Source organism: Variovorax sp. P4_D9 (assembly GCF_056401695.1).
In genome coordinates this window covers 1-24,603 of sequence record NZ_JBFUIU010000007.1, presented here as the reverse complement: position 1 = coordinate 24,603, position 24,603 = coordinate 1, and the positions used below count along the sequence as shown (strand labels likewise).

Below are 24,603 nucleotides of genomic sequence, written 5' to 3'. Positions count from 1 at the left end.
AGGCGCAAACGGCCAATGATACGGGGGGCACCGCGCGCGCCGGGTCGCCGGAATGTGCTAGGGCGCCAAGCACAATCGCTGCGTGCTGCAGATCTTCGTCGTTACCGTCCCCTTCTTCGCTTTGATAGCCGCAGGCTATGCGGCGGCGCGCGGCGGCGTGCTGCCGCTGGCGGCGATTCCTGGGCTGAACGCCTTCGTTCTTTATTTCGCGCTGCCCTGCATGCTGTTCCGTTTCGGCGCGAAAGCGCCGATCGTCCAACTGTTGAACGGCGGTGTCGCGCTGGTCTGGTGCCTCAGCGCGCTGATTGTGGTCGGTGCCACGGTCGCCTCGAGCCGCAACGAGCGCATCGGCTGGAACGATGCGGCCTTCGGCGCGCTGGTGGCAGCCTTTCCGAACACCGGCTTCATGGGCGTGCCGCTACTGGTGGCCATCCTCGGCGCCCAGGCGGCATCGACCACGATCATCACCATGGCCTTCGACATGGTCGTCACCTCGTCGCTGTGCATCGCGCTGTCGCGGCTCGATGGCGCCGACGGGCATGGCGCCGCCAAGGCCTTGCGGCAGGCGCTGCGCGGCATCCTCCAGAACCCGATGCCCTGGTCGATCCTGCTCGGCGTGCTGGCCTCGGCGACCCAGTTCACGTTGCCGGGTCCGATCGATCGCACGGTCGCGATGCTGGCCGAGGCGGCCTCGCCGGTGGCCCTGTTCACGATCGGCGCGGTGCTGGCGCGTTCGGCGCTGCTGGCGCGCGAGCACCGCGCCAGCGCGGCAGTCGCGCAGGCCCTGGGCAGCGCCGCGGCGGGCAAGCCACCGCCGCAGGCTCAGGCGCCGCTCGCGGACGTGCTGCCGGTGGTCGCGATCAAGCTGGTGGCGCATCCGCTGCTGGTGTGGGCCCTCGCGCACGGCGCGATGGCGCTTGGCATGCCGCTCGGCCGTCCTGCCCTGGTGGCGATGGTGCTGGCAGCGGCATTGCCCAGCGCCAGCAATGTGTCGATGCTGGCCGAGCGCTTCGGCGCCGACAACGGGCGCATCGCCCGCATCATCCTGTGGACCACCGTGCTGGCCTTCTTCAGCTTCCCCTTGGCCGCGGCGTGGTTCAGGGCGTGAGGACGCCCAGCTTGTGCGGATCGGCGTCCGACAGCAACTCGCAGCGTGACAGGTCGCGTCCCTGGGTGCCGTCGCAATAGAAGGTGTTGTAGACCTTTCCGAACAGGGTCGGCGAGGAGGTGAACAGCACCCCCTGGTTCGGCTGCCACCGGCCCTTGGCGGCCGGCTCTACCGCTGCTGCAGCCGCCGGCTCGCCGGCCGGGACGCCGAATTCCGCCAGCATCCGCTGGGCGTCGTCGCCGGCCCAGCGGCTGGCCAGTTCACCGGGACGCGGCCGGCTGGCGACCGGGATCAGCAGCGCATTGACCTGGAAGCCGCGGCCGAAGCGATGTTCCTTGCCGGCCAGGAAGGCAAAGGCGCAGGCGGCCTGGCACTGGCCCTTGGCCTCGGTGTTGACGCCGGCGGCGCGGATCGCATGCGCATAGTCGCCGGCAACCTCGGGCGAGCCGCCCAACGCGTTCTCGAACACCACGGTGCGAACCCGGCCGCTGGCCAGCTGCGACTCGAACTCCTTGAACGCACTGCCGTCGAGCATGCCGCTCACCAGCAGGCGGTTGCCCTCGAGTTCCAGCTCGGCTGCCGGCACGCTGACGACCATGCCGAAGAGGGCAAGGCACCCCAAAGTCGCCGAGAACGTCTTCACGAGATGAGCCTTTCGCAGGAGCCCGGTGTGAGCCCTGCCGCATCGATAGCTTGTCCAAGTCGCCAGCGCAGAGTCAACCGTTGTTGCAGAGTATTTCCTACAGCGGGCCGTTTTGCATGCGGTTATCGTGAACTATTGCTTTCGACTAATGCTTCTGTATTCAGAAGCGCTGCTAAAGTGGCTTCCTGGACCTGGAGAGTGGCATGACGACTTTGACGCGCGGAGTTCTCTGGATGGCATGGCTGGCCGGCATCGGCTGGCTGTGGTTCGTCGGTTCGCTTGGAATCGGTGCCGCCCTGGCGGCCGCCCTGCCGAGCCCGCTGCTCTTTCTGCTTCCCGTGACCGTGCGACGTCGCCGCTCCGGCCTTCAATACGTGGAGATGGGCAAGGAGCCGGTTGGCCTGCTCTGAGCCCGCCGCAGGGATCAGATGCTCTGCGGGTCGACGTCGACCAGCCATCGGATCACGCCCTTGCCCTCGGGTTGGCGGCGCAGCGCGTGCAGCAGCGGCTGCCATTGCGCCAGCAGCCGCTGCAGGGCGGCGCGAGATCCGCTCTCGATCAGCATCTGCGCCCGCTCGACGTTCGCCACCCGCTGGATCGTGAGCGGGACCGCCGGATAGCGCGTGACCCGGTCGGCGCCCGTTAGCGCGTCGGCCGCGGCGCTGGCGGCGTTGAGAAAGGCCTGCGCGGCTTCCTGCGTGCRCGCGTCGGCCCGCAGCAGCGCCTGGAAGGCGAAGGGCGGCATGCCTGCAGGCGCGCGCTCTTTCAGCTCCCCCTTGGCGAAGGCCGCATAGTCGTGCCGGCGCAGCGCCGCGAACAGCGGGTGCTGCGGATGGAAGGTCTGGATCCACATCTCGGCGGTGGCTTCCTGCGCAGTCAGGTAGGCGGCATCGCGGCCGGCCCGGCCGGCCGACTGCATCAGCAGGCCGAACAGCCGCTCGGGCGCGCGGAAGTCGCTCGAGAACAGCGCGCCGTCCGGGTTGACGGCCGCGACCAGCGTGATGCGCCGGAAATCGTGGCCCTTGGCGATCATCTGCGTGCCCACCAGCACGTCGACTTCGCCGGCATGCACCGCGGCGAGCTGCGATTCGAGTGCCCCCTGCTTGCGCGTGCTGTCGGCGTCGATGCGGGCGATGCGCACCGCGCTGCCGTCGGGCCGCCGAACCGCGGCGAACAGCTCGCCCAGGTGCTCCTCAAGACGCTCGGTGCCGCGGCCGACCGGCGCGATGTCGGGGTTGCCGCAGGCCGGGCAGGCGCGCGGCACCCGCTCGGTGAAGCCGCAGTGGTGGCAGCGCAGGGTGCGGTCGACCTTGTGGAACACGCGGTAGGCGCTGCAATGCGGACATTCGCTTTTCCAGCCGCAGTCGCCGCACGCCAGCACCGGCGCGTAGCCGCGCCGGTTCAGGAACACCATGCTCTGCTCGCCGCGCGCGATGCGCTGGCCGATGGCGTCGAGCAGCGCGCCGGACAGCACGGTCTTCGGCGGCTGCAGGTTCATGTCGACCAGCCGGACCGCGGGCAGCGCGCCGGCGCCCACGCGCGAGGGCATCGCCAACCGCAGGTAGGTGCCGCCGGCATCCTCGCCCTCCGCCGGCCGGCTGCGGTGCCAGCTCTCGAGCGACGGCGTCGCCGAGCCGAGGATCACCTTGGCGCCCTCGCGGCGGCCGCGCCACACCGCCAAGTCGCGGGCCGAGTAGCGCGCGCCCTCTTGCTGCTTGTAGCTCGGGTCGTGCTCCTCATCGACCACGATCAGCCGCAGCGCCGGCATCGAAGCGAACACCGCCATCCGGGTGCCGAGCACGATGCGCGCCGCGCCGCCGTGCGCCGCCAGCCAGCTCGCGAGCCGCTGCGGATGGGTCATCCCGCTGTGCAGCGAGACCACGGCATCGGCTCCGAAGCGCGCCTTGAAGCGGGCTTCGAGCTGCGGTGTCAGGTTGATCTCCGGCACCATCACCAGCGCCTGCGCGTCGGGCTCCCGCTCGAGCAATGCCGCCACGCTGCGCAAATAGACCTCGGTCTTGCCGCTGCCGGTGCTGCCGAACAGCAGGAAAGGACCGGGTTCGGCCTCGAAACGGGCCAACGCGGCGGTCTGCTCGGCGGTGAGCGCCACCGCGGGCGCCGCGCTGTCCGCGCCGGCGACGCGCGCCGCCGGGCTGCCCTGGCGCTTGAGCCGTCGCGCCAACTGGACCGCGCTCAGGTCCCGCAGTTGCGGCGGCAGCGCCGCCAGCGCGATCTCTCCAAGCGAGCGCTGGTAGTAGCGCGCCGCGAAGGCGACCAGGTCGCGCCAAGCCTCGCCCAAGGGCGGCAAGGCGTCCAGCACGCCGGCCAAGGGCTTGAGTTCCATGGCCGACGGCGGGATTTCGTTTGGGCCGCGGGCCGCCCAGGCGACTCCCAGCACCTCGCGACGGCCCAAAGGCACCCGTACCAGTGCCCCCGGCGCCACAGTGGCGGGGCTCATGTAGCTAAGGACATCCCCTAGTGCACTGTGCGCCGGAGTCTGTACGGCGACGTCGATGCACCAAGTCAAGGCAGCTTCCCGCTAGGCGGGTTTGTTAAAGCGAAGTTGAGCAAGACGGCTTAAGTTGTTGATTTTTCAGTGCTTTGCGGGCCATCCAGAGATTCTGTGGATAACTTTGTTGATATCAAGGCTCGACACGTCGCCAGCCCTTGAAAATCAAGGCTCCCGCTGGAATGCCCGCAAAAAAAGCAAAGTTCAAATCCTATATGAATCAACAACTTAGCTTCGCTATCGCTTTAGGAGCAGGCGTTGACAAAGGTCAGAAGGTTTTGCGCACCGCAGCAGTCGTTTTGTGCATAAGTCAGTCCCTCCTTACGCTTTTGGCGCTTGACAAACGCGCGCGAGGCGTTCTCGGTGCTTACAACTGATAACAGAACGCTCAATCACGTAGCATTCGTGACTGCGAATGCACCGCATTCACGAGCGCGGCGACATGCTCCGGCGGCGTGAACTGGCTGATGCCGTGGCCAAGGTTGAACACGTGCGTCGGTCCGGAGCTGCCGGGGTCGGTGTGCGGCCGGCCGAAGCTCTGGAGCACCTTGGCGACTTCGTCTTCGATCTGTCGCGGCTGCGCAAACAGCACGTTGGGGTCGATGTTGCCCTGCAGCGCCTTGCCGTGCGGTCCTTCGCCGACGAGCGCGCGCGCGCGGCCGAGATTGACGGTCCAGTCGAGCCCGAGCACCTCGCAGTCCAGTGGCTGCATCTCCTCGAGCCAGAGGCCGCCGCCCTTGGTGAAGACGATGCGCGGCACCGGCCGGCCATCGGCGCCGTCGCGCTTCAGCTGCGACAGCACGCGCTGGGTGTAGGCCAGGCTGAAGGCCTGGAAGGCRCCGTCGGCCAGCACGCCGCCCCAGCTGTCGAACACCATCACGGCCTGGGCGCCGGCATCGATCTGCGCGTTGAGGTAGGCGGCCACGGCATCGGCATTGACCGCGAGCAGCCGATGCATCAGGTCGGGACGGCTGTAGAGCAGCGTCTTCACCTGCCGGTAGTCGCTCGATCCTGCGCCCTCGACCATGTAGCAGGCCAGCGTCCAGGGGCTGCCCGAGAAGCCGATGAGCGGCACCCGGCCATCGAGCGCGCGGCGAATCGACGCCACGGCGTCGAAGACGTAGCGCAGCTTGCTCAGGTCGGGCACCGCCAGGGCCGCGATTCCGGCCTCGTCGCGCACCGGCCGGGCGAAGCGCGGGCCTTCGCCGGCCTCAAACGAGAGGCCCAGCCCCATCGCGTCGGGCACCGTCAGGATGTCGGAGAACAGGATCGCGGCATCGAGGGGAAAGCGCTCCAGCGGCTGCAGCGTGACCTCGGTCGCGAAGTCGACGTTGGTGGCCAGTCCCATGAAACTGCCGGCCTTGGCGCGGGTCGCCAGGTACTCGGGCAGATAGCGCCCGGCCTGGCGCATCAGCCAGACAGGGGTGTGATCGGTGGCCTGGCGCCAGCAGGCGCGCAGAAAGGTGTCGTTCTTCAGGGGGGCGAAAGGCATCCCCCGATTGTCGCAGGGGGCCACACGACCCCGGCCGGCATCAAGTCTTGTACTTGATCGAGCAGCCGTACGGGCGGGTGGCGGCGGCGCTGATCGGCTTGCTGCCGAAGGCTTCGCCGAGCGCCTGGTTGACGTAGTTCGTGGCGGTCTTGATGTCGTCCGCGCGGGCAGAGGGGATGCTGTCGATGCCGCCGGCATAGACCAGGGTGCCCTTGGGGTCGACGATGAAGATGTGCGGCGTGGTGCGGGCGCCGTAGGCGCGGCCGATGACGCCGTCCTCGTCCATCAGCACCGCGGTCGGCGCGCCTGAATGCGCCTTCATCCAGGCCGCCAGCGCCGCCGGCTTCAGGTAGTCGCCGTGACCGCGCTCGGTCGAGTTGATGGCCAGCCAGACCACGCCCTTGGCGGTGGCGGCTTTCTGGGTGGCCGGCATGTTGCCGCTGCCGTAGTGCTTGCCGACGAAGGGGCAGCCCGGGTTGGTCCATTCGAGAATCACGAACTTGCCGGCGAAATCCGACAAGCGGTGCTGCGCGCCGGTGGTGTCGACGGCGACGAAATCGGGCGCCGGCTGGCCGACCACAGGTGCGGCGGCGGCCTGCGCGTTCATCAGGAAGGTGGCGCCGAGCGCCACCGCGGCGGTCATGATGGCGCGCCGGGAGGCCCGGCTGAGGGCGGCGCGGGCATCGCGCGCAGCACGGTACGAACGTGAGCCGGAAGAGGACGATGCAGACATGGTCGGCTTGGACTCCTTTGCGTAAATACTCAATAACTGCGACAGCTTAGAACGGATTCCTCATGTCCGTGTGACAAGCCGTTAGGAACCGGGTCACAGCCGTGCCAATGCCTCCCGCAGCTCATTCTTGCCGAGGATTTCGGTCAGCACCACGGGCGGCTTGCCGGGCGACTGCAGCACATAAACCGGCACGCCGCTGCGTCCCAGCGCGGTCAGGGCCTCGGTGATGGCGGGGTCGCGCCGGGTCCAGTCGGCGCGCAGCAGCGCCACCTTGCGGGCATCGAAATCGGCCATCACCTCGGCGTCGGCCAGCGTGCTGCGCTTGTTGTACTGGCAGGTCACGCACCAGGCGGCCGTGAAATCGACGAACACCGGCTGGCCGGCCGCCACCAGCGCGTTCGCGCGCTCGGCCGACCACGGCTGCCAGCGCTGCCCCGCCGCCGCCGTGGCGGCGGGCTCCACCGGTCGCAGCACATGGCCGCCGATGGCGCCCGCCAGCACCGCGGTGAGGGCGACCGTCAGGCTGGCGAGCACCAGCCGGGTACGGCCGCGCAGCGTCAGGCTCCAGGCGATCGCGGCCAGGCAAACCAGCAGCCCCAGCAGGGCGCCGGCGCCGTCGATCCCACTCTGCTGGCCCAATACCCAGACCAGCCAGGCCACGGTGGCGAACATCGGGAACGCGAGCAGGCGCCGCAGGGTGTTCATCCAGGCGCCGGGCCTCGGCAGCACGCGCGCCACAGCCGGCACGAAACCGGCCGCCAGGTAGGGCAGGGCGAGACCGAAGCCGAGCACCGCGAACATCAGCAGCGCCTGGCTGGCGGGCAGGCCGATCGCCAACCCCAGCGAGGCACCCATGAACGGTGCGGTACAGGGCGAGGCGACCACCACCGCGAGGACGCCCGACAGGAAGTCGTTGGCCAGCGGGTGGCGCGCCTGCACGGCACCGAGCGAGGCCGGTGCCATGCGGCCGAACTCGAACACGCCGCCCAGGTTGAGGCCGATCAGGGTGAACAGGGCCGCCAGGGCCGCCACCACCGCGGGCGACTGCAGCTGAAAGCCCCAGCCGAGCTGGGCGCCGGCCGAGCGCAGCGCCAGCATCGCGCCGCCSAGGGCSAGGMAGGACAGGATGACGCCGCCGGTGTAGGCCAGGGCAGCCAGCCGGTGGGCGCGGCGGTCGTCGGCGTGGCGCGTGAAGCCCAGCACCTTGATCGCCAGCACCGGGAACACGCAGGGCATCAGGTTCAGCAGCAGGCCGCCGAGCAGCGCGCCCAGCAAGGCGGCGAAGAAGCCGACCGATGGCTGCGGCGGGGGGGCGGTGCCCGCGTTGGCTGCCAGCGCGGCCTTGAGCGCCGGCGACACCTGGACCGGCGCCGCGGTGCTCGGCCAGGCGCCGGACACCGGCGGCTCGGCGCGCCAAGCGACCGGTTGGTCGGGCTGCCGGTCGGCCTCGGCGAGCGCCACCACCACCGGCATCACGGAGGGGCTAGCGCTGCGCTGTTCGGCCAGCGGCACGCTGGCGGTCCAGGCTTCGCCCCGCCAGGCCTGGGTCCAGTCGCTGCCCTGCACGGCTGCGGTGCGGATCACTTCGGCGGTTTCGGGGAAGAACTCCAAGGTCTTGCCCTGCGCCGCGGCGGGCAGGCCTTCGAGGCGCACCTCCAGCCTGTCGCCCTCGACGTTGATCCGCCCGGGCTGTGCCAGCGCCGCCGGCTGGGCTGCGAAGGCGGCGTCGAAATCCGCCTTGTGAAGCGCCGTCGAACCCTGCAGCGGCAGCTTGAGTTGGAACTCGCCATCCTCGGGAATGCACTCCTTGCTGCACACCAGCCACGAAGCCTTGAGCCTGACTTCGAGCGCCGGGCTGCCCGTGAGCGCGGCCTGCGGCTTGAAATCGGGCGCCACGGTGAGCGGCACCGGCAGCAGCACCGTGTGCTCGTAACCGTAATTGGCGAGGTTGCCGATCGGGATCTTGCGCGGCACCGGCCAGGCGATGTCGCCACTGGAAACGCCCGCCGGCAGCGACCAGGCCAGCTCGGTCGGCAGGCCGGAGTCGCCGGCGTTCTTCCAGTAGGTGTGCCAGCCCGGCTGGTGCGCGATCTGCAGGCCGACCCAGACCGGCGCCCCGGGTGAAACGCCGTCCGGCGCATGGGCGACGAGTTCGGCCCGCACGTGCGGGGTGGTGACCACGGGGCCGATGCGGGACGCCAATTGCGCCGCGGCCGGCAGGCAGGCCGCGAGGCTGACGCAAAGAAAGCCCGCGACGAAGATACGAGAAAGAAAAGACATGCCTTCAGTCCGAGCGGCGCGCCGGGGCGAAGTTCCGGGCCGGCCTCACAAGGTGACCTTTGTGCTTTGCACTGCGGTGCGAGCGCCTTCGGGCGGCCGGGCGACGCTCATTCGGCCCATCCCAGCACCACGCGCCGGCTGTTGGCGCTCTTCTTCTCGATCTTGGTGACCACCACGGCACCGATCTCGCGCGTGTTCGCCACGTGGGTGCCGCCGCAGGGCTGGAAATCGATGGAACTGGCGCCGTCGCCGATGCGGATGGTGCGGACCGTGCCGGTGCCGCGCGGCGGCTGCACGCTCATGCTCTTGACCAGGGCCGGATTGGCGTCGAGCTCGGCATCGCTGATGGCGCCGACCGCCAGCGGATGGGCCTCGGTCACCAGCCGCGCCAGGCCGGCCGTCAGGGCGTCCTTGTCGAGCGGCTCGGTCATGTGGAAGTCGAGCCGGGCGTAATCGGGCGTGATCGAGCAGCCGTTGACCGGCTGCGGCACCAAGTGGCACAGCAGGTGGGTGGCGGTATGGAAGCGCATCAGCTTGTGGCGCCGCTCCCAGTCGATCGATGCGGTCACGCGGTCGCCGGATTGCAACGCGGCCAGCACGGATTCCTGGCCCGGCGCCGGGACGTGGAGGATCAGGTCGGTCGGCTTGCCCTCGGCATCCCTCCCCTTGCGGGTGTCGGCGATCGCGATCTCGCGGCCGTCGGCCAGCCGCAGGCGACCGCTGTCGCCGGCCTGGCCGCCGCCCATCGGATAGAAGACGGTGCGGTCGAGCTGGATGCCGCCCGCGACGACGCCCACCACCAGGGCCTCGCAGTCGCGCAGGTAGGCATCGGAACGGAACAGGTCGTCGGTCATGGCTCGATGGTAGCGGCGCGCCGGGCGGGGGTGGGCCCACACCCGAAAGCGCCCCCAGCCGACAACGGGCGGTGGCACGGGTCGTCATGATCGCTGCGGGGCCGTCGATTCGGCGACCGCCTGAAGGACTTTCACCATGACGCCACTGATTTCCCGGCGGCTGTCGCTGCTCGCAGCGGTCGCGGCGGCGCTGCTGCTTGCCGCTTGCGGCGACACGGCGCGGCTGCCTCCCGAGGCCGAGATCGGCCCGGCACCGAGGCTGCCGGCACCCACCGAGACCCTGCTGCCCACCATCCTCATCGCGCCTGCCGTGGGCTGGACGGACACCGCGGGCCCCCTGCCGCCCGAAGGCTTCGCCGTGACGGCGCTGGCCCGCGGGCTGGATCATCCGCGCGTGGTCTACACCCTGCCCAACGGAGATGTGCTGGTGGTCGAGAGCAACAAGCCGCCCAAGCCCGAGGGCAAGGACGACAGCGGCCTGATGGCGCAGATCAGGGAGACAGTGATGGGCATGGTCCAGAAGAGGGCCGGCGCCGGCGTGCCGAGCGCCAACCGGATCACGCTGCTGCGCGACGCCGACAACGACGGCGTCGCCGAGTTCAAGCAGGTCTTCCTGCAGAACCTCAGCTCGCCGTTCGGCGTCGTGCTGGTGGGAAACGAGCTCGTCATCGCCAACGCCGATGCGTTGGTCAAGGTGCCTTATGCCGAGGGCCAGACCGCCATCACGGCGACACCGGTCAAGGTGACCGACCTGCCGGCAGGCATCAACCACCACTGGACCAAGCATGTGATCGCCAACCGCGAGGGAACCAAGCTCTACGTCAGCGTCGGTTCCAACAGCAACGTGGCCGAGAACGGCATGGCGGCCGAGGAGGGGCGGGCCGCGATCTGGGAGGTCGACCTGAAGAGCGGGGAGAAACGAGTGTTCGCGAGCGGGCTGCGCAACCCGGCGGCCATGGCCTGGGAGCCCGACACCCAACTGCTGTGGGCGGTGGTCAACGAGCGCGACGAGCTCGGCAGCGACCTGGTGCCCGACTACCTGACCTCGGTCAAGGACGGCGCCTTCTATGGCTGGCCCTGGAGCTACTTCGGCGGCTACGTCGACCCGCGAGTGAATCCGCAGCGCCCCGACATGGTGGCCAAGGCGCTGGTGCCCGACTTCGCGCTGGGCTCGCACCGGGCGCCGCTCGGCATCGCCTTCTCGAGCCCGCGCGGCATGCCGCCCGAGTTCGCCAGCGGCGCCTTCATCGGCGAGCACGGCTCCTGGAACCGCAAGMCGCTGGCCGGCTACAAAGTGGTGTTCGTGCCCTTCATCGGCGGCCGGCCCAGCGGCCCGCCGGTGGATTTCCTGACGGGATTCCTGAATGACGACGACAAGGCGCAGGGCCGTCCGGTGGGCGTCGCGCTCGATCGGAGCGGCGCCCTGCTGGTTGCCGATGACGTCGGCAACGCGGTCTGGAAAGTCCGCAAGGCGAAGCCGTAGCGGCCCGCGCCGCTCAGAATCCTTCCAGCACCACCTTGCCCTGCGCCTTGCCGCTCTCGATCAGCGCGTGGGCGCGGCGCAGGTTGGCGGCATTGATGCTGCCGAAGCTGGCGTTCGCGGTGGTGCGGATGCGGCCGGCGTCGACCAGACCGGCGACCTCGGCGAGCAATTCACCCTGGCGGGCCATGTCGGGCGTCTCGAACTTCGAACGCGTGAACATCATCTCCCAGTGCAACGAGATGCACTTGGCCTTCAGAGCCATGGCGTCGAGCACCGGCAGGTCGTCGATCACCGCCATCTGGCCCTGGGGTTTGAGGCTCTCGATGATCTGGGCGTAGTGCTTGTCGGTCTGGGTCAGGCTGGCGACGAAGTCGACCTCGCCGATGCCCGCGGCCTTCAGTTCGCCGGCCAGCGGCTTCGAGTGATCGATCACCGCGTGGGCGCCCAGCTCGAGACACCAGGCCCGCGTCTCGGCGCGCGAGGCGGTGGCGATCACGCGCAATTGCGTCAGCTGGCGCGCCAGCTGGATCAGGATCGATCCGACGCCGCCGGCACCGCCGACCACTAGCAGGGTCTGGCCCGCGCCGCCGCCCTGCGGCACCTGCAGGCGGTCGAACAGCAGCTCGTAGGCCGTGATCGTGGTCAGCGGCAGCGCCGCAGCCTGGGCGTCGCCGAGGCTTCGGGGTGCCAGCGCCGCGATGCGCTCGTCGACGGCGTGCAGTTCGCTGTTGGCGCCCGGCCGGACGATCGAGYCGGCGTAGTAGACCCGGTCGCCGGGCTTGAACTTCGTCACCGCCGGGCCGATCGCCTCGACCGTGCCGACCGCGTCCCAGCCGAGCACCTTGGCCTGACCGGCTTCGGGGGTCGCATTGCGGCGAACCTTGGTGTCGACCGGGTTGACCGAGATGGCCTTCACGCGCACCAGCAGGTCGCGGGCGCCGGGCGTCGGGTCCGGCAGCGCGAGGTCCTCGAGCGCGTTGGGGTTGTCGATGGGCAGGCACTGGCGGTAGCCGACGGCTTTCATGGGACTCCTTGATCGTTGCAATGGGAGAAATGTAGAGTCGCAACCTCGAATTGATAAGACGTCATATAGAAGCTTCACCTTCAAATGAGGATTGAAAATATCGCCGACCTGCAGGTGCTGGTGCACACCGCCCGGGGCGGCACGCTCACCGCGGCCGCATTGGCGCTCGGCATCACGCCGGCGGCGGCCAGCGCGACCCTCAAGCGGCTCGAGGCGCAACTGGGCGCGCGCCTGTTTGAGCGTTCGACCCGGGCCATGCGCCTGACGCCGCAGGGCCAGACCCTGCTCGACTACGCGGTGCGCGCCTTCGAGCTGCTGGCAGAGGGCGAGTCGCTGGTGCTGGCCGATCGCGGCGCGCTGGTCGGCACCGTGCGGGTCGCGGCGCCGTCGGACCTCACGCGGGTGGCGCTGCTGCCCTGGTTCGACGAGTTCCTCGACCTGCACCCGGGCCTGCAGCTGGCGCTTGCGGTCGGCGATCGCCCGCTCGACGTCACGCGCGACGAGGTCGACCTCGCGCTGCGCTACGGCCCGCTGGCCGACTCGCGGCTGGTGGCGCGCCGGCTCGCCGATTCGCGTCCGGCGCTGTGCGCGTCGCCCGGCTACCTGGAGCGCCATCCCGCGCCGCAGACGCCGCAAGACCTGTTGCAGCACAACTGCCTCACCTTCCACCGCGGCGGTCGCCGCCAGCGGCTCTGGCGCTTTTGCCGCAACGGCCATTGGACCGAAGTGCGCGTGGATGGCGACCGGGTGGTCGACGACGCCTCGCTGGCGCGCGAGTGGGCGTTGGCCGGGCGCGGCATCACCCTGAAGTCCGAACTCGACCTGCAGCGCGACGTGGCCGCCGGCGTCCTGGTGCGCCTGCTGCCCGACTGGGACACTGAGCCCTATCCGCTGCATGCGCTGCTGCCCAGCGGCCGCTTCGTGCCGGCGCGGGTGCGGGCGCTGGTCGACTTCCTGGCGCGCAAGTTCGAGGCCGCCGCCGGAGGCCCGGCAGGCTCTAAGATCAGTACATGACCGCCCCTGCCAGCCGCTTCTGGTCCCAGCTCACGACGTGCGACTTCGCCGCCCTCGACCCCGCCGCCACGGTGGCGGTGCTGCCGCTCGGCGCCACCGAGCAGCATGGCCCGCACCTGCCGCTGGGGGTCGACTCGACCCTGGCCGACGGCATCGTCGCCGCCACGCTGCCTCTGCTGCCGGCCGAGTTGCCGGTGCTGTTCTTGCCGACCCAGCAGATCGGCCTGAGCCCCGAGCACGCCCGCTTCCCCGGCACGCTGACGCTCTCGTCCGGCACGCTGATCCGGCTCTGGAGCGAGATCGGCGCCGGCGTCGCGCGGGCCGGTCTGCGAAAGCTGGTGCTGTTCAATGCCCATGGCGGGCATTCGGGCGCCATGGACATCGTGGCGCGCGAGCTGCGCGCGGCGCACGGCCTGATCGTCTACAGCACCAGCTGGTTCAACCTGCCGCTGGGCGAGGCCGGTGCGCAGTTCAGCGCCGACGAGCACCGCTTCGGCGTCCACGCCGGCGAGATGGAAACCTCGATGATGCTGGCGCTGGCCCCCGGGCAGGTCACGATGGCCGCGGCCCGCGACTTCGGCTCGACCTCGCGCCAGCGCGCGGTCGACTACGCGATCCTCGGCAACGGACGCAGCGCCAAGTTCGGCTGGGCGATGGAGGACTACAACCCCGAGGGCGCCGCCGGCAATGCCGCCGCCGCGACCGCGGAAAAAGGCCGGGCGCTGGTCGATGCCAGCGCCACGCAACTGGCCGCACTGCTGGCCGAGGTGTCGCGCTTGCCTCTGGACACTGCCTATACGCAGCCGCTGCCCTGAACGCGGGCGACGCGTGACCAGGCCGGCGCCGGGCCGCCCCAAGGCGGCCTGCGGCCCCCTTGGGGGCAGCGACCCACACGCAGTGGGGGAGCGTGGGGGTCACATCAGCCTGCGACCAGCGGGCCCGTCGGCACGAACTCCGGCAGTTTGATCGAGCCGTCGTGCCGCTCGCAGGTGCCGATCAGCAGGCCGCTGGCGATCGCATGCGCACGCAGCGCCTCGAACACCTCGTCGCGCCCCGGATTGGTCGAGAAGTCCGGCGCAGTGCCCAGCGCGAACATCTGAAAGGCGTAGCGGTGGACCCCGTGCCCGGGTGGCGGATCGGGCGGCAGCCAGGCCGCCTGCAGGTAGGAATTGCGGCCCGCGTGAACGCCGTTGCCTTCGTGGTCGGGGCTCGGCAGCGCGGATTCCTGCAGGCTGCCGTCGCTGGGCGGCAGGTCGACCACGATGGCGTGCACCAGCGGATGCGGTGTCGGCGAATCGGCGTCCTCCACCACCAGCACCAGCGCGGCGGCGCCGGCCGGCACGCCGAGCCAGTCGATCGGTGGCGAGCGGCCGGCGCCATCGGCCGTGTAGCGCTCCGGCAGCGGCGCGTGGTCGGCGAAAGCCAGGCTGCTGACCGTGATCGAGCCCATGCCGGCACGCAGTCCGATCGTATTGAAGGCGATTTCATCGAGGCCGGCACGCACCCCGTGCAAGGCGTGGCCGATCGCGTCGGGAAGCTTTTCGAGCATGCACAAGTTATATAGCAGCGCCCCCGGCCGCGCGATGGCCGCCGGCCTACAGGCGCTGTCGGTCGCGGCCCGCTATCATCAAAACGGCCGCGCGCTTCGGCGTTGCGGCTTCCGTCACCACCTCACCAAGGATCCGCATGAGCATCGTCTGGACCATTCTGATCGGCTTCGTCGCGGGCCTGGTGGCACGCGCGATCAAACCTGGCGACGACTCGGCCGGCTTCATCGTCACCACCTTGGTCGGCATTGCCGGCTCGCTGATCGCGACCTATGTCGGCCAGGCCATGGGCTGGTACACCGCAGGGCAGGGCGCGGGCTTCATCGCCTCGGTGGTCGGCGCCATCGTGCTGCTGTTCCTGTACGGCCTGATCAAGCGCAAGAGCTGATCCGGCGCAGGGCGCGCGCATGCCGGTCCGAAAGGCGCGCAGCCGCCACCATCACCACGTCTATGTGGTCGAACTCGACGACCAGGTCTGGAACGTGGCCCGCTTCCGGCGCGCCAACCCCGACTACCGCCTCGGCATGCCCTTTGTCTATGTCGGCATGACGGGGCTCGATCCCGATGTGCGCTTCGACAAGCACAAGGCCGGCATCCAGGCCAACGGCTTCGTGCGCGACCACGGCCTGCGGCTGCTGCCGGTGCTGTACGCGATGTACAACCCGATGCCCTACGAGGCCGCGAGGGAGATGGAGGTCGAGCTCGGCATCGCGCTGAGAGAGGCCGGCTAYGGAGTCTGGCAGGCCTGACCGTTCAGAGCCCGATCGACGCCTCGCCGATGTGGCGCAGCGTCTTGAGGGCCCGGTAGAGCACCACGCGGTCTTCCGGGCTCAGCTGGCGGATCACGGCCGCCTGGCGTTGGCGCGCGAGCGGAATGACCTGCTCATAGAGGGCCTGCCCGAGCGGGCTGATCCGGCAGGTCTGCCACTTGCGCGTCCCTTGCTGTTCGGCGTGCAGCGACAGCAGTCCGCGGCCCTCGAGCAGGCGCAGCGTCCGGCTGACCTGTGCCTTGTCGGCCGCGGCGCGCACCACCAGTTCCATGAAGGGCAGCTGCCGCGCCTCGGCCAGCACCGACAGCATGCGCCATTCCGACACCGTCAGGCCGGCCTGCTCGGCGTAGGGCACGGTGATCGCGCGCCTCAGCGCATTGCTGGCGTGACTCATCATCGTCGTCAGGAAATCGTCGATCGCCAGGCCGGCGCCGCCTTCCTCGAGGTCCTCCCAGGGCGAGCGTGAGCTTTCGCTCCCGGCGGCAGGCAATGGCAGGGTGTTTTCTTTGGTGGAGTCCATGGTCAGGGTGGGCGCACGCGGCAGGGGCAGTGGGGCGAATCGTCTCATCGAATTCGGGAAAAGACGGGTGGACGCCGTTTCTGTTGATTTGTCAATCCGCTATTGTGCTAGGTTGATCAATCAACCTACTTAGCGAAGAATCGAGACATCGTTTCCTCAACGGGCAATTGTTCCGTATGTGAAATGTCAAGCATGCTGCCCCCAATCGTCCCTTGATGGAGCCCCCTCCGATGAAATCCGAACGCCGCCTGTTCGTCACCGCCGCCATCGCAGGCGCCCTCTCACTGACCTTGGGCTCGGTGCAGGCCCAGACCGCCGCGGCCTACCCCGCCAAGCCGATCACGGTGGTGGTCTCCTACCCGCCGGGCGGCGACACCGACGCGATCGCGCGCCTTTTCGCCGACAAGCTGTCGCAGCGCCTGAAGCAGCCGGTGATCATCGACAACAAGCCCGGCGCCGGCGGCGCGCTGGGGAACAACTTCGTCGGCCGGGCGCCGGCCGACGGCTATACGCTGCTGTTCACGCCGAACCCGTTCACCACCGCGCCGCTGGTGATGAAGCTGTCGCCGAGCGCCGGCTACGACGTCCTGCACGGCTTCGATCCGATCATCAAGACGGCGGTGCAGCCGCTGGTGCTGGTCGCCAATCCGGCGGCAGGCGTGAAGTCGGTGTCCGAGATGGTCAACAGCGCGAAGGGCGGCAAGGCGCTCAGCTACGCCAGCCCCGGCGCCGGCTCGCCGATGCACATCCTCGGCGAATGGCTCAACCGCGAGGCCGGCGTCAAGATCACCCACGTGCCCTATCGCGGCGTCGGCCCCTCAGTGACCGACGTGGTCGCAGGTCACGTCGACACCGCTTGGGTCACGCTCGGGCCGGTGGCGCAGTACATCCAGCAGGGCCGGTTGGTGCCCCTGGCCATCGGCGACGCCCAGCGCTCGAAGCTGGTGCCCAGCGTGCCGACGCTGGTGGAGGCCGGCTACAAGGACGTGGTGGTCGGCTCCTGGAACGGCTTCTTCGCGCCCAAGGGAACGCCGGCCGAAGTGGTGAAGCTGCTCAACACGCAGCTCAACGAGATCCTCAAGTCGCCCGAAGTGGTCGAGAAGCTGGCCACCTTCGGCGCCCTGCCGATGGGGGGCGCCCCCGAACTGCTCGGCAAGACCAACGCCTCCGACTACGAGGTGATGGGCAAGGTGATCCGAGACCTCGGCGTGTCGGCCGAATAGGCCGGCGAGCGAGCGCATGACAGCCGGAACGAATCATTCGACCCTGGGGCAGGACGTGCCGCAGGTCACTGCGCGCGCCAAGGTGCTGGGGCGCGCGCAGTACGCCGGCGATCTCAAGGTCGCCGGCATGCTGCATGGCGCGGTGCTGCGCAGTCCCTACCCTCACGCGCGCATCGCCGCCATCGACACTTCGGCGGCGCTGGCGCTGCCGGGCGTAAAGGCGGTGCTGACCGGCGCCGACGCGCCGCGCGCGATGTGGGGTGTGCATCACAAGGAGCGCCGTATCCTGGCCGAAGGCGTGGTCCGCTTCGCCGGCGAGGAGGTCGCCGCGGTGGCCGCCGCGAGCGAAGAGATCGCGCGCGATGCGCTAGACCGCATCCAGGTCGAGTATGAAGAACTGCCGGCGATCCTGACGCCCGACGAGGCGCTCGACGAGGAGGCGCCGGGCGTGCATCCGGGGCGCAACAACGTCTCGCACGAGATCCGCTTCGAGCGCGGCGATGTCAATGCCGGCTTCGCCTCGGCCGACCTGGTGCACGAGGCCACCTACAGCACGCATGCGCAGTACCCAGGCTACCTCGAGCCGATGGCCACGGTCGCGGCGCTCGAGCCCGACGGCCGGCTGGTGGTGTGGACCTCGACCCAGTCGGTTACCCAGGCGCGGCTGCGCCTGGCGGCCGCGCTCGAGATGCCGATCTCGCGCATCCGCGTGCACCAGGCGACCACCGGCGGCGGCTTCGGCGGCAAGATGGTCGAAGACGCCAACAACCTGATCGCCGGCTTGCTCGCGCTCAAAACCGGCAGGCCGGTGCGGCTGGTCAACAACCGGCTCGAGGATTTCCTGGCGGCGCCCTCCAGCGTGCCGGAGCGCATCACGCTCAGGCTCGGCATGACTCGCAGCGGACTGATCGTCGCCAAGGACGTGCGCATCGTGGCCGACTGCGGCGCCTACAGCGGCCTCGCGGCCGAGGTGATGCACGTCAGCGCGATGCGCAGCGACAACATGCACCGCAACCCGAACGTGCGTTCGCACGCCACGCTGGTCTACACCCACACGCCGCCGCACGGCGCCTTCCGCGGCTTCGGCGGTTCGCAGATGCTGTTCGCGCTCAACAGCCACATCCACACGATGGCCGAGCAGCTCGCGCTCGATCCGGTCTCGATCCACAAGCTCAATGCGATCGGTGCCGGCGAGACCTCGATCCATGGCTGGCAGATCGGCAGCACCGGCCTCAAGGAATGCATCGACCAGGCGATCGATGCCATCGACTGGAAGAACAAGCGCGCGACAGCCAAGTCCCCCGGAGTCCGGCGCCGCGGCGTCGGCATGGCTGCGGCGATGCACGTCAGCGGAAACCGCACCATCGGAAACTGGGATGGTTCGACGGTGGTCGTCAAGGTCAACGAAGATGGCCGGGTCTTCATCCACAGCGGCGAAGCCGACATGGGCCAGGGCGCGATGACGATGCTAAGCCAGGTGGTGGCGCACGAGCTCGACATCCCGCTGGCCCACACCCACGTGGTGCCGCCCGACACCGACACGTCGCCGATCGCGATCGGCTCGCTGGCCTCGCGCGTCACCATCGCCGGCGGCAACGCGGCGATCGTGGCAGCGCGCATGGCACGCGACAAGCTCGTCGCGCTGGCCGCGACCCGGCTCGATGTGCCGGCCGAGCAGCTCGAATGCGCCGGCGGCACGGTGCGCGTCATGGCCGAACCGGCGCATTGCTGCACGCTGGCCGAACTGGCTCGACTGCACGTCTGGCGACACGGCGGCGAGGGCCTGCAGGTCGGCGGCAGCTGGGACGCCCGCACGCAGATGCACGACGACCAAGTCTACGGCAACATCGCGCCGGCCTACTCGTTCGCGGCCCAGGCGGTCGAGGTCGAGGTCGACACCGAGACCGGCCAGGTCACGGTCGTCGACAGCTTCGTCTCCGACGACTGCGGCAAGGCGCTGAACCCGCTGGCGATCCACGGCCAGACCAACGGCGCCACCGTGCAGGCGATCGGCTGGGCGCTCTACGAGCATCTTCAACTCGAGGGCGGCCGCATCGCCAACGGCAACTTCGCCGACTACACGATGGCCACCAGCGACGCGGTGCCGATGCTGCGCGGCGGCATCGTCGAGTCGATCGATCCGAACGGCCCGTACGGCGCCAAGGGCGCCAGCGAAACCGCGATCCTGCCTGGCGCGCCGGCGATCGCGAACGCGGTCTACGACGCCATCGGCGTGCGCATCCACGACCTGCCGATCACGCCCGAGAAGGTGCTGGCGGGCCTGCGCGAACTGCAAGGAGCGCGTGATGCGTGATTTCGATTTCCTGCAGCCGGCCTCGATCGACGAGGCCAGCCGCATGCTGGCCGACCTCGGCGACGACTGCCGCGTGATTGCCGGCGGCAGCGCCCTGATGCTGGCGATGCGTCAGCGCATGCTGACGCCGACCCACATCGTCTCGATCGCGCGGCTGGAGGCGCTGCGCGGCATTTCCTTCGATGCGCGCGAGGGCCTGCGCATCGGCGCGCTGTCGCGCCACTGCGATGTCGCGCGCTCGTCGCTGGTGCAGCGGCACTACCCGATGCTGGCCGCGATGGCGGCCCAGGTGGCGAACCCGCAGGTGCGCCACCAGGGCACGATCGGCGGCAACCTCTGCTATGCCGACCCGGCCACCGATCCGCCGAGCTGCCTGATGGCGCTCGACGCTCGGGTCACGCTGGCCAGTTCGCGCGGCGAGCGGGTGCTCGGCATGGAGGAGTTCCTGGTCGACTACTACGTCACGGCCATCGAGCCCGACGAGGTGGTGCTCGACATTCGCGTGCCGGCGCCGCCGGCCGACGGCGACGGTCGCTACACCCGTTTCCGGCGCACCGCGGCCGAACACCGGCCGCTGGTCAACGTCGCGCTGTCGGTGCGCCGCAGCGGCGCCCGCTGCCATGAAGCCAGGCTGGTGGTCGGCGCCTCGACGCCGATCCCGGCCCGCGTCGCGCGGGCCGAAGCCTTCCTAGCCGGCAGGACCGTGACCGCAGAGGTGGCGGCCGAGGCGGCCGGCATCGCGAGCGCGGACATCCTCGCGGTCTCGGATTCGCGCGGCAGCGAGGACTATCGCCGCGACATGGTGCGGGTGGTGGCCCGGCGCACCATCGCCCAGCTGTTCGACCTGGCCATCGACGGAGACACGCCATGAGCAAACATCTGATCGCAGTCACCGTCAACGGTGAAGCGCAAACGATGGAGGTGCCGGCGCGACGCATGCTGTCGGACTTCCTGCGCGACGACCTGCACCTCACGGGCACCAAGCGCGGCTGCGAGACCGGCACCTGCGGCGCCTGTTCGGTGATCGTCGATGGCGAGGTGGTCAAGTCCTGCCTGTCGCTGGCAGTGCAGTCCGACGGCTGCCGCATCACGACGGTCGAAGGCCTCGGCAACGGCGATGCCCTGCACCCGCTGCAGGAGAGCTTCATGCAATGCGGTGGCCTTCAATGCGGCTACTGCACCCCCGGTTTCCTGATGGCGTCGTGCGCGATGCTGGCCCGGAACCCTCACCCGACGGTGGACGAAGTGCGCCACGGCCTCAGCGGCAACCTGTGTCGCTGCACCGGCTACACGCAGATCGTCGAGTCCGTCATGAACGCTGCGGAGAAGATGCGTGGAAATTGAAAAAAAATTGACGGTCGCCGCGCCCGCGGCCCGGGTCTGGCAGATGCTGCTCGATCCCAATGTGATGGGCAGCTGCGTGCCCGGCATGAAGTCGATCGAGGTGGTCAGCGACGTCGAGTACATCGCCCAGATCCACGTCAAGATCTCCTTTATCAGCGCGAAATTCAAGCTCCGCACGACCATCGTCGAGCAGCAGGCGCCGCACTACCTGCGCTGCGAAGGCACCGGCGAGGACACCTCGGTCGCCAGCTCGCTGAAGCAGCAGAGCGAGCTCTTCCTGGCCGAACTGCCCGACGGCCGCACCGAGCTGCGCATGAAGGTCAAGGTCGACGTGCTCGGGCGGCTCGGCACCTTCGGGCTCAGCGTCATGAAGACTAAGGCCGACCGGATGTGGGAGGAGTTCGGCCAGAACCTTGTGGCGCGGCTGGAGAGCGGCCCGGTGGCCGCTGCGCCGGCGCCTGGGTCCGCGCCAGGTTCGGCACCCCTCCCGACGCCAGCCGCGCCGCCCACCTCGCCGCCCACTGCGGTGCTGCCGACCCTGCACGTGGCACCGCCTCGTGGCTGGTGGTCGCGCCTGGTCAACGGCCGCACCGCGGACGGCCGACACATCCATGTGGAATTGCAGCGCGGTGACACCGCGCTCAAGGTCGACTGGCCAGTCGAATCCTCGGCCGACTGCGCCGGCTGGCTGCGCGAACTGACGAAGTAGCCCGCGGCGCGCCGCAGTTCAGGAATAGGTGATCCAGCCTTCGTACGCCGGGCCGTCGAGATGCGGCAGCGTGTTGTAGGTCAGCAGCATGTGGCGCTTCGGCGTGAACGCGAACTCGGTCACCGCAGTGTTGCGGATCCGCAGGTTCAGTTCGACCGTGGTCTCGGGGCTGGTGCCCAGCACATGGCCCACGGCCGTGCTGATCGGCCCGCCGCTCGACACCACCAGCACCTTCGCGCCGTGGTGCTTGTCGCGCACGTGGTCGAGAGCTGCCGTCACACCCGCCAGGAAATCGACATAGCTCGGCATGCCGGCCGGTTCGGTGCGGCCCTGCATCCAGGCGCGCAGCCCTTCGCGCAGCAGGCGGAAATGGTGGCGGTACATCTCCGGCGAGTCGGGCTTCTCGAGCTTGCCGGGATGGATCGTGGAAATGATCGCCTCGCTGTCGTACTCGTTGAGGCCGGGCCAGGGCAGGACATCCTCGCCCTCGAGCCCCAAGCCCTCGGCGATGCCCTCCCAGGTCTGGCGATGGCGCTTCAGCGTGCCGGTGATCACGGCGTCGAAGCGCATGCCGCGCTCGCGCCAGTACTCGCCCAGCCGCACCGACTGCCGGCGGCCCAGATCGCTGAGCTGGTCATAGTCGGCGGCGCCGAAGCTGGCCTGTCCGTGGCGCACGAGATAGAGGGTTCCCATGGCGCTGGATTCTGCCAATGGCGCGCGCGAACTGCGGTCGCGGCGGCGACGGCGGGGGCTGGGATTCCACTCGTGATTCCCTTCAAGAAAGGCGGTATAAATGTAATAAATTAAGTTAAAAAGTACTCAACATGTAAAAATAGATACTTTTGTAGCATATGCAGTGCTGGGCGTCCTCCCTGCACGGCCAAGAGAAGGATTTGCAGGAGTATGAACAAGTCATTTCGCAGTGTGTGGAACCACGCACTTGGCGCCTGGGTGGCCGTTTCCGAGATCACTTCGGCGCGCGGCAAGCGTTCCAGCGGGCTGGCGACCACACTGGTGCTGGCCGGCCTCAGCACGCTGGCGCCATCCGCGGCGGCGCAGAGCCACGCGTACGGCGACGGCGAGACCTATGCGACCCCCTTGGTGTCCTCGCCGCCTGCGATCACGCTGGACGTCGCGACCGGTAGCGCGACCCAGTCGGGCGACATCAGCGGCACGGGCGGCATCACCAAGACCGGCGCCGGCGCCCTGGCGCTGACGGCCGTGAACAGCTACACGGGGGTGACGACCCTCAGCGGTGGCGTGCTGCGAGTCAATACCGATGCACAACTTGGCAGCACCGTCAGCAACGCGGCGATCGCGTTCGAGAACAACGCCACGTTGCGCCTCGGCAGCAACGGCTTCGCGAGTCCGCGCGCCATCCAACTCGGCGCCGGCGGAGGCACGATCGACGTCAACGACACCGAGGCCAACTCGTTGACCGGCGTCATTTCGGGCACCGGCCCGCTGTCGCTGGTCAACACCAGCACCGTGCCGTCGGGCGTGAGCGATGTCCGGCGCCTCAGCATCAACAACGCCGGCAACAACTTCAGCGGCGGCACCAGCATCGCGGGATCGGCCGCAGGCGGTCGCATCAACGTCGCGACCAGCACAACCGGTYCGTTCGGCACCGGGCCGATCCAGATCGGCAGCAACGCCGAGCTCCTGTTCGATGGCGCCAGTGCCGGTGTTTCGAATATCACGGTCACCGGCAGCACCAACGTGCTTGGCACCAACAGCGGCTTGCAGTTCAACAACAGCGGCGCCAGCGCCGGCACCGGGTCGTTGACGATCAATGGCGCTGGCTCGTACGTGTTCTTCAATTCCCAGGCCACCGCGGGCAATGCAACGATCGTGAGCAATGGCGGACGGCTCTATTTCAACGACAACAGCGACGGCGGCAATGCCGTGATCCGAAACAACGGCGGCACGCTCTTTCTGAACAACACGACCGACCTGAGCCATGCAGCGGTGGAGAACAATGCGGGTGGCCGCTTGTTCGCCAGCGGTGCCGCCAGCAGCGTGTCGGTGGGCTCGCTCTCCGGCGCGGGCGATGTGACCCTGGGCAGCAGGAACCTGACAGTCGGGGCTCTTGGCGGCAACGACGCCATCAGCGGCGTCATCTCCGACCAGGGGCCGGCGCTGCAGGATGCCTTAGGCACCGTCTACAGCCCAGCAGTGACTGCCACGGGTGGTTCGCTGACCAAGGTGGGCATCGGCACTCTGACACTCAGCGGCGCCAACACCTACACCGGCGCCACCAGCGTCAACGCCGGCACCTTGCGCGCGGTCGCTGCCAACACCCTGAGCGCCGCCTCGCCGCACACGGTGGCCGCGGGCGCCACGCTCGACCTGGCGGGCTTCAGCCAGAGCGTGGCCTCGCTTTCCAACAGCGGCACCGTGTCGCTGGTCGGCACCGTGCCGGGCACCGAATTGCGGGTCACGGGCGCTTACGTCGGCAATAGTGGCCTATTGAAGCTGGGCACCACGCTCAATGCCAGCGGCCCGTCCGACCGGCTGGTGCTCGACGGCCCCGGCGCCAGTGCCAGCGGCAACACCACCGTGCAGATCACCAACCTGGGCGGCCTGGGCGGGCAGACGACGGGCAGCGGCATCCAGGTGATTTCGGCCCTCAACGGCGCGACCACCACGGCCCAGTCCACGCGCGATGCCTTCGCGCTCAGCGGCGGACACGTGGATGCGGGCGCCTTCGAATACCGCCTCTACGCTGCCGATGCCAGCGGCGCGGGCGAGAACTGGTACCTGCGCTCGGACGTAATCCCGACGCCTCCGGCCCCACCGGCGCCTCCTGCGCCTCCCGCGCCTCCCGCACCGCCGGCCCCGCCCGCGCCACCTGCTCCCCCGGCTCCTCCGGCTCCTCCGGCACCTCCGGCACCTTCCGCGCCGGCGCCGGCGCCCGCGCCGGCCCCGACGGTGCTGCCGCCGGCACCTGCACCCGTCACGGCCTACCGCGCCGAAGTTCCGTTGGTCGCCGCCGTGCCCGCCCAGTTGCGGCAGAACGACCTGGCGATGCTGGGC

General features: G+C 69.3%; 24 protein-coding genes. 14 read left to right on the top strand and 10 right to left on the bottom strand.

Features of this window, described 5'->3' with window-relative positions; all coding sequences use genetic code 11:
- Positions 1 to 82 precede the first annotated feature (82 nt).
- Positions 83 to 1,108, top strand: a complete 1,026-nt coding sequence (locus AC1DY5_RS01695) for an AEC family transporter (RefSeq protein WP_478107761.1) — start codon at positions 83 to 85, stop codon at positions 1,106 to 1,108.
- Here the strand turns inward: AC1DY5_RS01695 and AC1DY5_RS01690 are convergent.
- Complete coding sequence (locus AC1DY5_RS01690; RefSeq protein WP_478107760.1) at positions 1,098 to 1,751, bottom strand: hypothetical protein; 654 nt, start codon at positions 1,749 to 1,751, stop codon at positions 1,098 to 1,100. The two genes, AC1DY5_RS01695 and AC1DY5_RS01690, sit on opposite strands and share 11 nt — an antisense overlap.
- Positions 1,752 to 1,954: 203 nt before the next feature.
- Here AC1DY5_RS01690 and AC1DY5_RS01685 point away from each other — a divergent pair, with 203 nt between their 5' ends.
- Positions 1,955 to 2,161, top strand: coding sequence for a hypothetical protein (locus AC1DY5_RS01685; protein ID WP_478107759.1), 207 nt, complete (start codon positions 1,955 to 1,957; stop codon positions 2,159 to 2,161).
- A 14-nt stretch (positions 2,162 to 2,175) separates the two neighbouring features.
- Here AC1DY5_RS01685 and priA read toward each other — a convergent pair whose 3' ends face one another.
- On the bottom strand, positions 2,176 to 4,278 hold the full coding sequence (priA, locus tag AC1DY5_RS01680; protein ID WP_478107758.1) for a replication restart helicase PriA: 2,103 nt from the start codon (positions 4,276 to 4,278) through the stop codon (positions 2,176 to 2,178).
- A 140-nt stretch (positions 4,279 to 4,418) separates the two neighbouring features.
- On the opposite strand from priA, the gene AC1DY5_RS01675 reads away from it, so the two are divergent.
- The gene (locus tag AC1DY5_RS01675) at positions 4,419 to 4,637 is read left to right on the top strand and encodes a hypothetical protein (RefSeq protein ID WP_478107757.1); all 219 of its coding nucleotides are present in this window, start codon (positions 4,419 to 4,421) and stop codon (positions 4,635 to 4,637) included.
- An 11-nt stretch (positions 4,638 to 4,648) separates the two neighbouring features.
- Here AC1DY5_RS01675 and hemE read toward each other — a convergent pair whose 3' ends face one another.
- The 4 genes from hemE to AC1DY5_RS01655 all read right to left on the bottom strand — a co-directional run bounded on the left by hemE (position 4,649) and on the right by AC1DY5_RS01655 (position 9,619).
- Positions 4,649 to 5,752, bottom strand: a complete 1,104-nt coding sequence (hemE, locus tag AC1DY5_RS01670) for a uroporphyrinogen decarboxylase (RefSeq protein ID WP_478107756.1) — start codon at positions 5,750 to 5,752, stop codon at positions 4,649 to 4,651.
- Positions 5,753 to 5,792: 40 nt separating this feature from the next.
- The gene (locus tag AC1DY5_RS01665; RefSeq protein ID WP_478107753.1) at positions 5,793 to 6,485 is read right to left on the bottom strand and encodes a thioredoxin family protein; all 693 of its coding nucleotides are present in this window, start codon (positions 6,483 to 6,485) and stop codon (positions 5,793 to 5,795) included.
- Between the two features lie 93 nt (positions 6,486 to 6,578).
- Positions 6,579 to 8,765, bottom strand: coding sequence for a protein-disulfide reductase DsbD family protein (locus tag AC1DY5_RS01660; protein WP_478107751.1), 2,187 nt, complete (start codon positions 8,763 to 8,765; stop codon positions 6,579 to 6,581).
- A gap of 107 nt (positions 8,766 to 8,872) precedes the next feature.
- A complete protein-coding gene (locus AC1DY5_RS01655; protein WP_478107749.1) occupies positions 8,873 to 9,619 on the bottom strand; it encodes an alanyl-tRNA editing protein in 747 nt (248 codons plus the stop codon).
- A gap of 136 nt (positions 9,620 to 9,755) precedes the next feature.
- Between AC1DY5_RS01655 and AC1DY5_RS01650 the strand changes: the two genes are divergently transcribed.
- Positions 9,756 to 11,102, top strand: coding sequence for a PQQ-dependent sugar dehydrogenase (locus AC1DY5_RS01650; RefSeq protein WP_478107746.1), 1,347 nt, complete (start codon positions 9,756 to 9,758; stop codon positions 11,100 to 11,102).
- A gap of 13 nt (positions 11,103 to 11,115) precedes the next feature.
- Here AC1DY5_RS01650 and AC1DY5_RS01645 read toward each other — a convergent pair whose 3' ends face one another.
- Entirely contained in the window at positions 11,116 to 12,126 is a 1,011-nt protein-coding gene (locus AC1DY5_RS01645) for a zinc-binding alcohol dehydrogenase family protein (RefSeq protein WP_478107744.1), read from the bottom strand.
- Positions 12,127 to 12,210: 84 nt separating this feature from the next.
- Between AC1DY5_RS01645 and AC1DY5_RS01640 the strand changes: the two genes are divergently transcribed.
- Positions 12,211 to 13,140: a LysR family transcriptional regulator gene (locus AC1DY5_RS01640; protein WP_478107742.1), complete on the top strand. Its 930-nt coding sequence runs from the start codon at positions 12,211 to 12,213 to the stop codon at positions 13,138 to 13,140.
- Entirely contained in the window at positions 13,137 to 13,955 is an 819-nt protein-coding gene (locus AC1DY5_RS01635) for a creatininase family protein (RefSeq protein WP_478107740.1), read from the top strand. Before AC1DY5_RS01640 ends, AC1DY5_RS01635 begins: the two co-directional genes overlap by 4 nt.
- 104 nt (positions 13,956 to 14,059) lie before the next feature.
- Here AC1DY5_RS01635 and AC1DY5_RS01630 read toward each other — a convergent pair whose 3' ends face one another.
- Positions 14,060 to 14,689, bottom strand: a complete 630-nt coding sequence (locus AC1DY5_RS01630; RefSeq protein ID WP_478107737.1) for a YbhB/YbcL family Raf kinase inhibitor-like protein — start codon at positions 14,687 to 14,689, stop codon at positions 14,060 to 14,062.
- Positions 14,690 to 14,826: 137 nt separating this feature from the next.
- Between AC1DY5_RS01630 and AC1DY5_RS01625 the strand changes: the two genes are divergently transcribed.
- Both AC1DY5_RS01625 and AC1DY5_RS01620 read left to right on the top strand, forming a co-directional pair.
- Positions 14,827 to 15,075 (top strand): GlsB/YeaQ/YmgE family stress response membrane protein, encoded by a 249-nt coding sequence (locus tag AC1DY5_RS01625; protein WP_478107735.1) that lies wholly within the window; start codon positions 14,827 to 14,829, stop codon positions 15,073 to 15,075.
- 19 nt (positions 15,076 to 15,094) lie between these two features.
- A complete protein-coding gene (locus tag AC1DY5_RS01620) occupies positions 15,095 to 15,436 on the top strand; it encodes a hypothetical protein (RefSeq protein WP_478107732.1) in 342 nt (113 codons plus the stop codon).
- A gap of 4 nt (positions 15,437 to 15,440) precedes the next feature.
- Here AC1DY5_RS01620 and AC1DY5_RS01615 read toward each other — a convergent pair whose 3' ends face one another.
- Positions 15,441 to 15,977, bottom strand: a complete 537-nt coding sequence (locus tag AC1DY5_RS01615; RefSeq protein ID WP_478107730.1) for a MarR family transcriptional regulator — start codon at positions 15,975 to 15,977, stop codon at positions 15,441 to 15,443.
- A 230-nt stretch (positions 15,978 to 16,207) separates the two neighbouring features.
- On the opposite strand from AC1DY5_RS01615, the gene AC1DY5_RS01610 reads away from it, so the two are divergent.
- The 5 genes from AC1DY5_RS01610 to AC1DY5_RS01590 are packed head-to-tail and all read left to right on the top strand — an operon-like array spanning position 16,208 to position 21,567.
- A complete protein-coding gene (locus AC1DY5_RS01610; protein ID WP_478107728.1) occupies positions 16,208 to 17,200 on the top strand; it encodes a Bug family tripartite tricarboxylate transporter substrate binding protein in 993 nt (330 codons plus the stop codon).
- A gap of 16 nt (positions 17,201 to 17,216) precedes the next feature.
- The gene (locus AC1DY5_RS01605; RefSeq protein WP_478107726.1) at positions 17,217 to 19,514 is read left to right on the top strand and encodes a xanthine dehydrogenase family protein molybdopterin-binding subunit; all 2,298 of its coding nucleotides are present in this window, start codon (positions 17,217 to 17,219) and stop codon (positions 19,512 to 19,514) included.
- A complete protein-coding gene (locus AC1DY5_RS01600; RefSeq protein WP_478107724.1) occupies positions 19,507 to 20,385 on the top strand; it encodes an FAD binding domain-containing protein in 879 nt (292 codons plus the stop codon). Before AC1DY5_RS01605 ends, AC1DY5_RS01600 begins: the two co-directional genes overlap by 8 nt.
- Complete coding sequence (locus AC1DY5_RS01595) at positions 20,382 to 20,858, top strand: (2Fe-2S)-binding protein (RefSeq protein WP_478107721.1); 477 nt, start codon at positions 20,382 to 20,384, stop codon at positions 20,856 to 20,858. The genes AC1DY5_RS01600 and AC1DY5_RS01595 overlap by 4 nt, the downstream gene beginning before the upstream one ends.
- Positions 20,848 to 21,567 (top strand): CoxG family protein, encoded by a 720-nt coding sequence (locus AC1DY5_RS01590; protein ID WP_478107719.1) that lies wholly within the window; start codon positions 20,848 to 20,850, stop codon positions 21,565 to 21,567. Before AC1DY5_RS01595 ends, AC1DY5_RS01590 begins: the two co-directional genes overlap by 11 nt.
- A gap of 18 nt (positions 21,568 to 21,585) precedes the next feature.
- Here AC1DY5_RS01590 and AC1DY5_RS01585 read toward each other — a convergent pair whose 3' ends face one another.
- Positions 21,586 to 22,260: a histidine phosphatase family protein gene (locus AC1DY5_RS01585; protein WP_478107717.1), complete on the bottom strand. Its 675-nt coding sequence runs from the start codon at positions 22,258 to 22,260 to the stop codon at positions 21,586 to 21,588.
- 210 nt (positions 22,261 to 22,470) lie between these two features.
- Between AC1DY5_RS01585 and AC1DY5_RS01580 the strand changes: the two genes are divergently transcribed.
- On the top strand, positions 22,471 to 24,603 hold a 2,133-nt coding region (locus AC1DY5_RS01580), incomplete at its 3' end, for an autotransporter-associated beta strand repeat-containing protein (protein ID WP_478107715.1).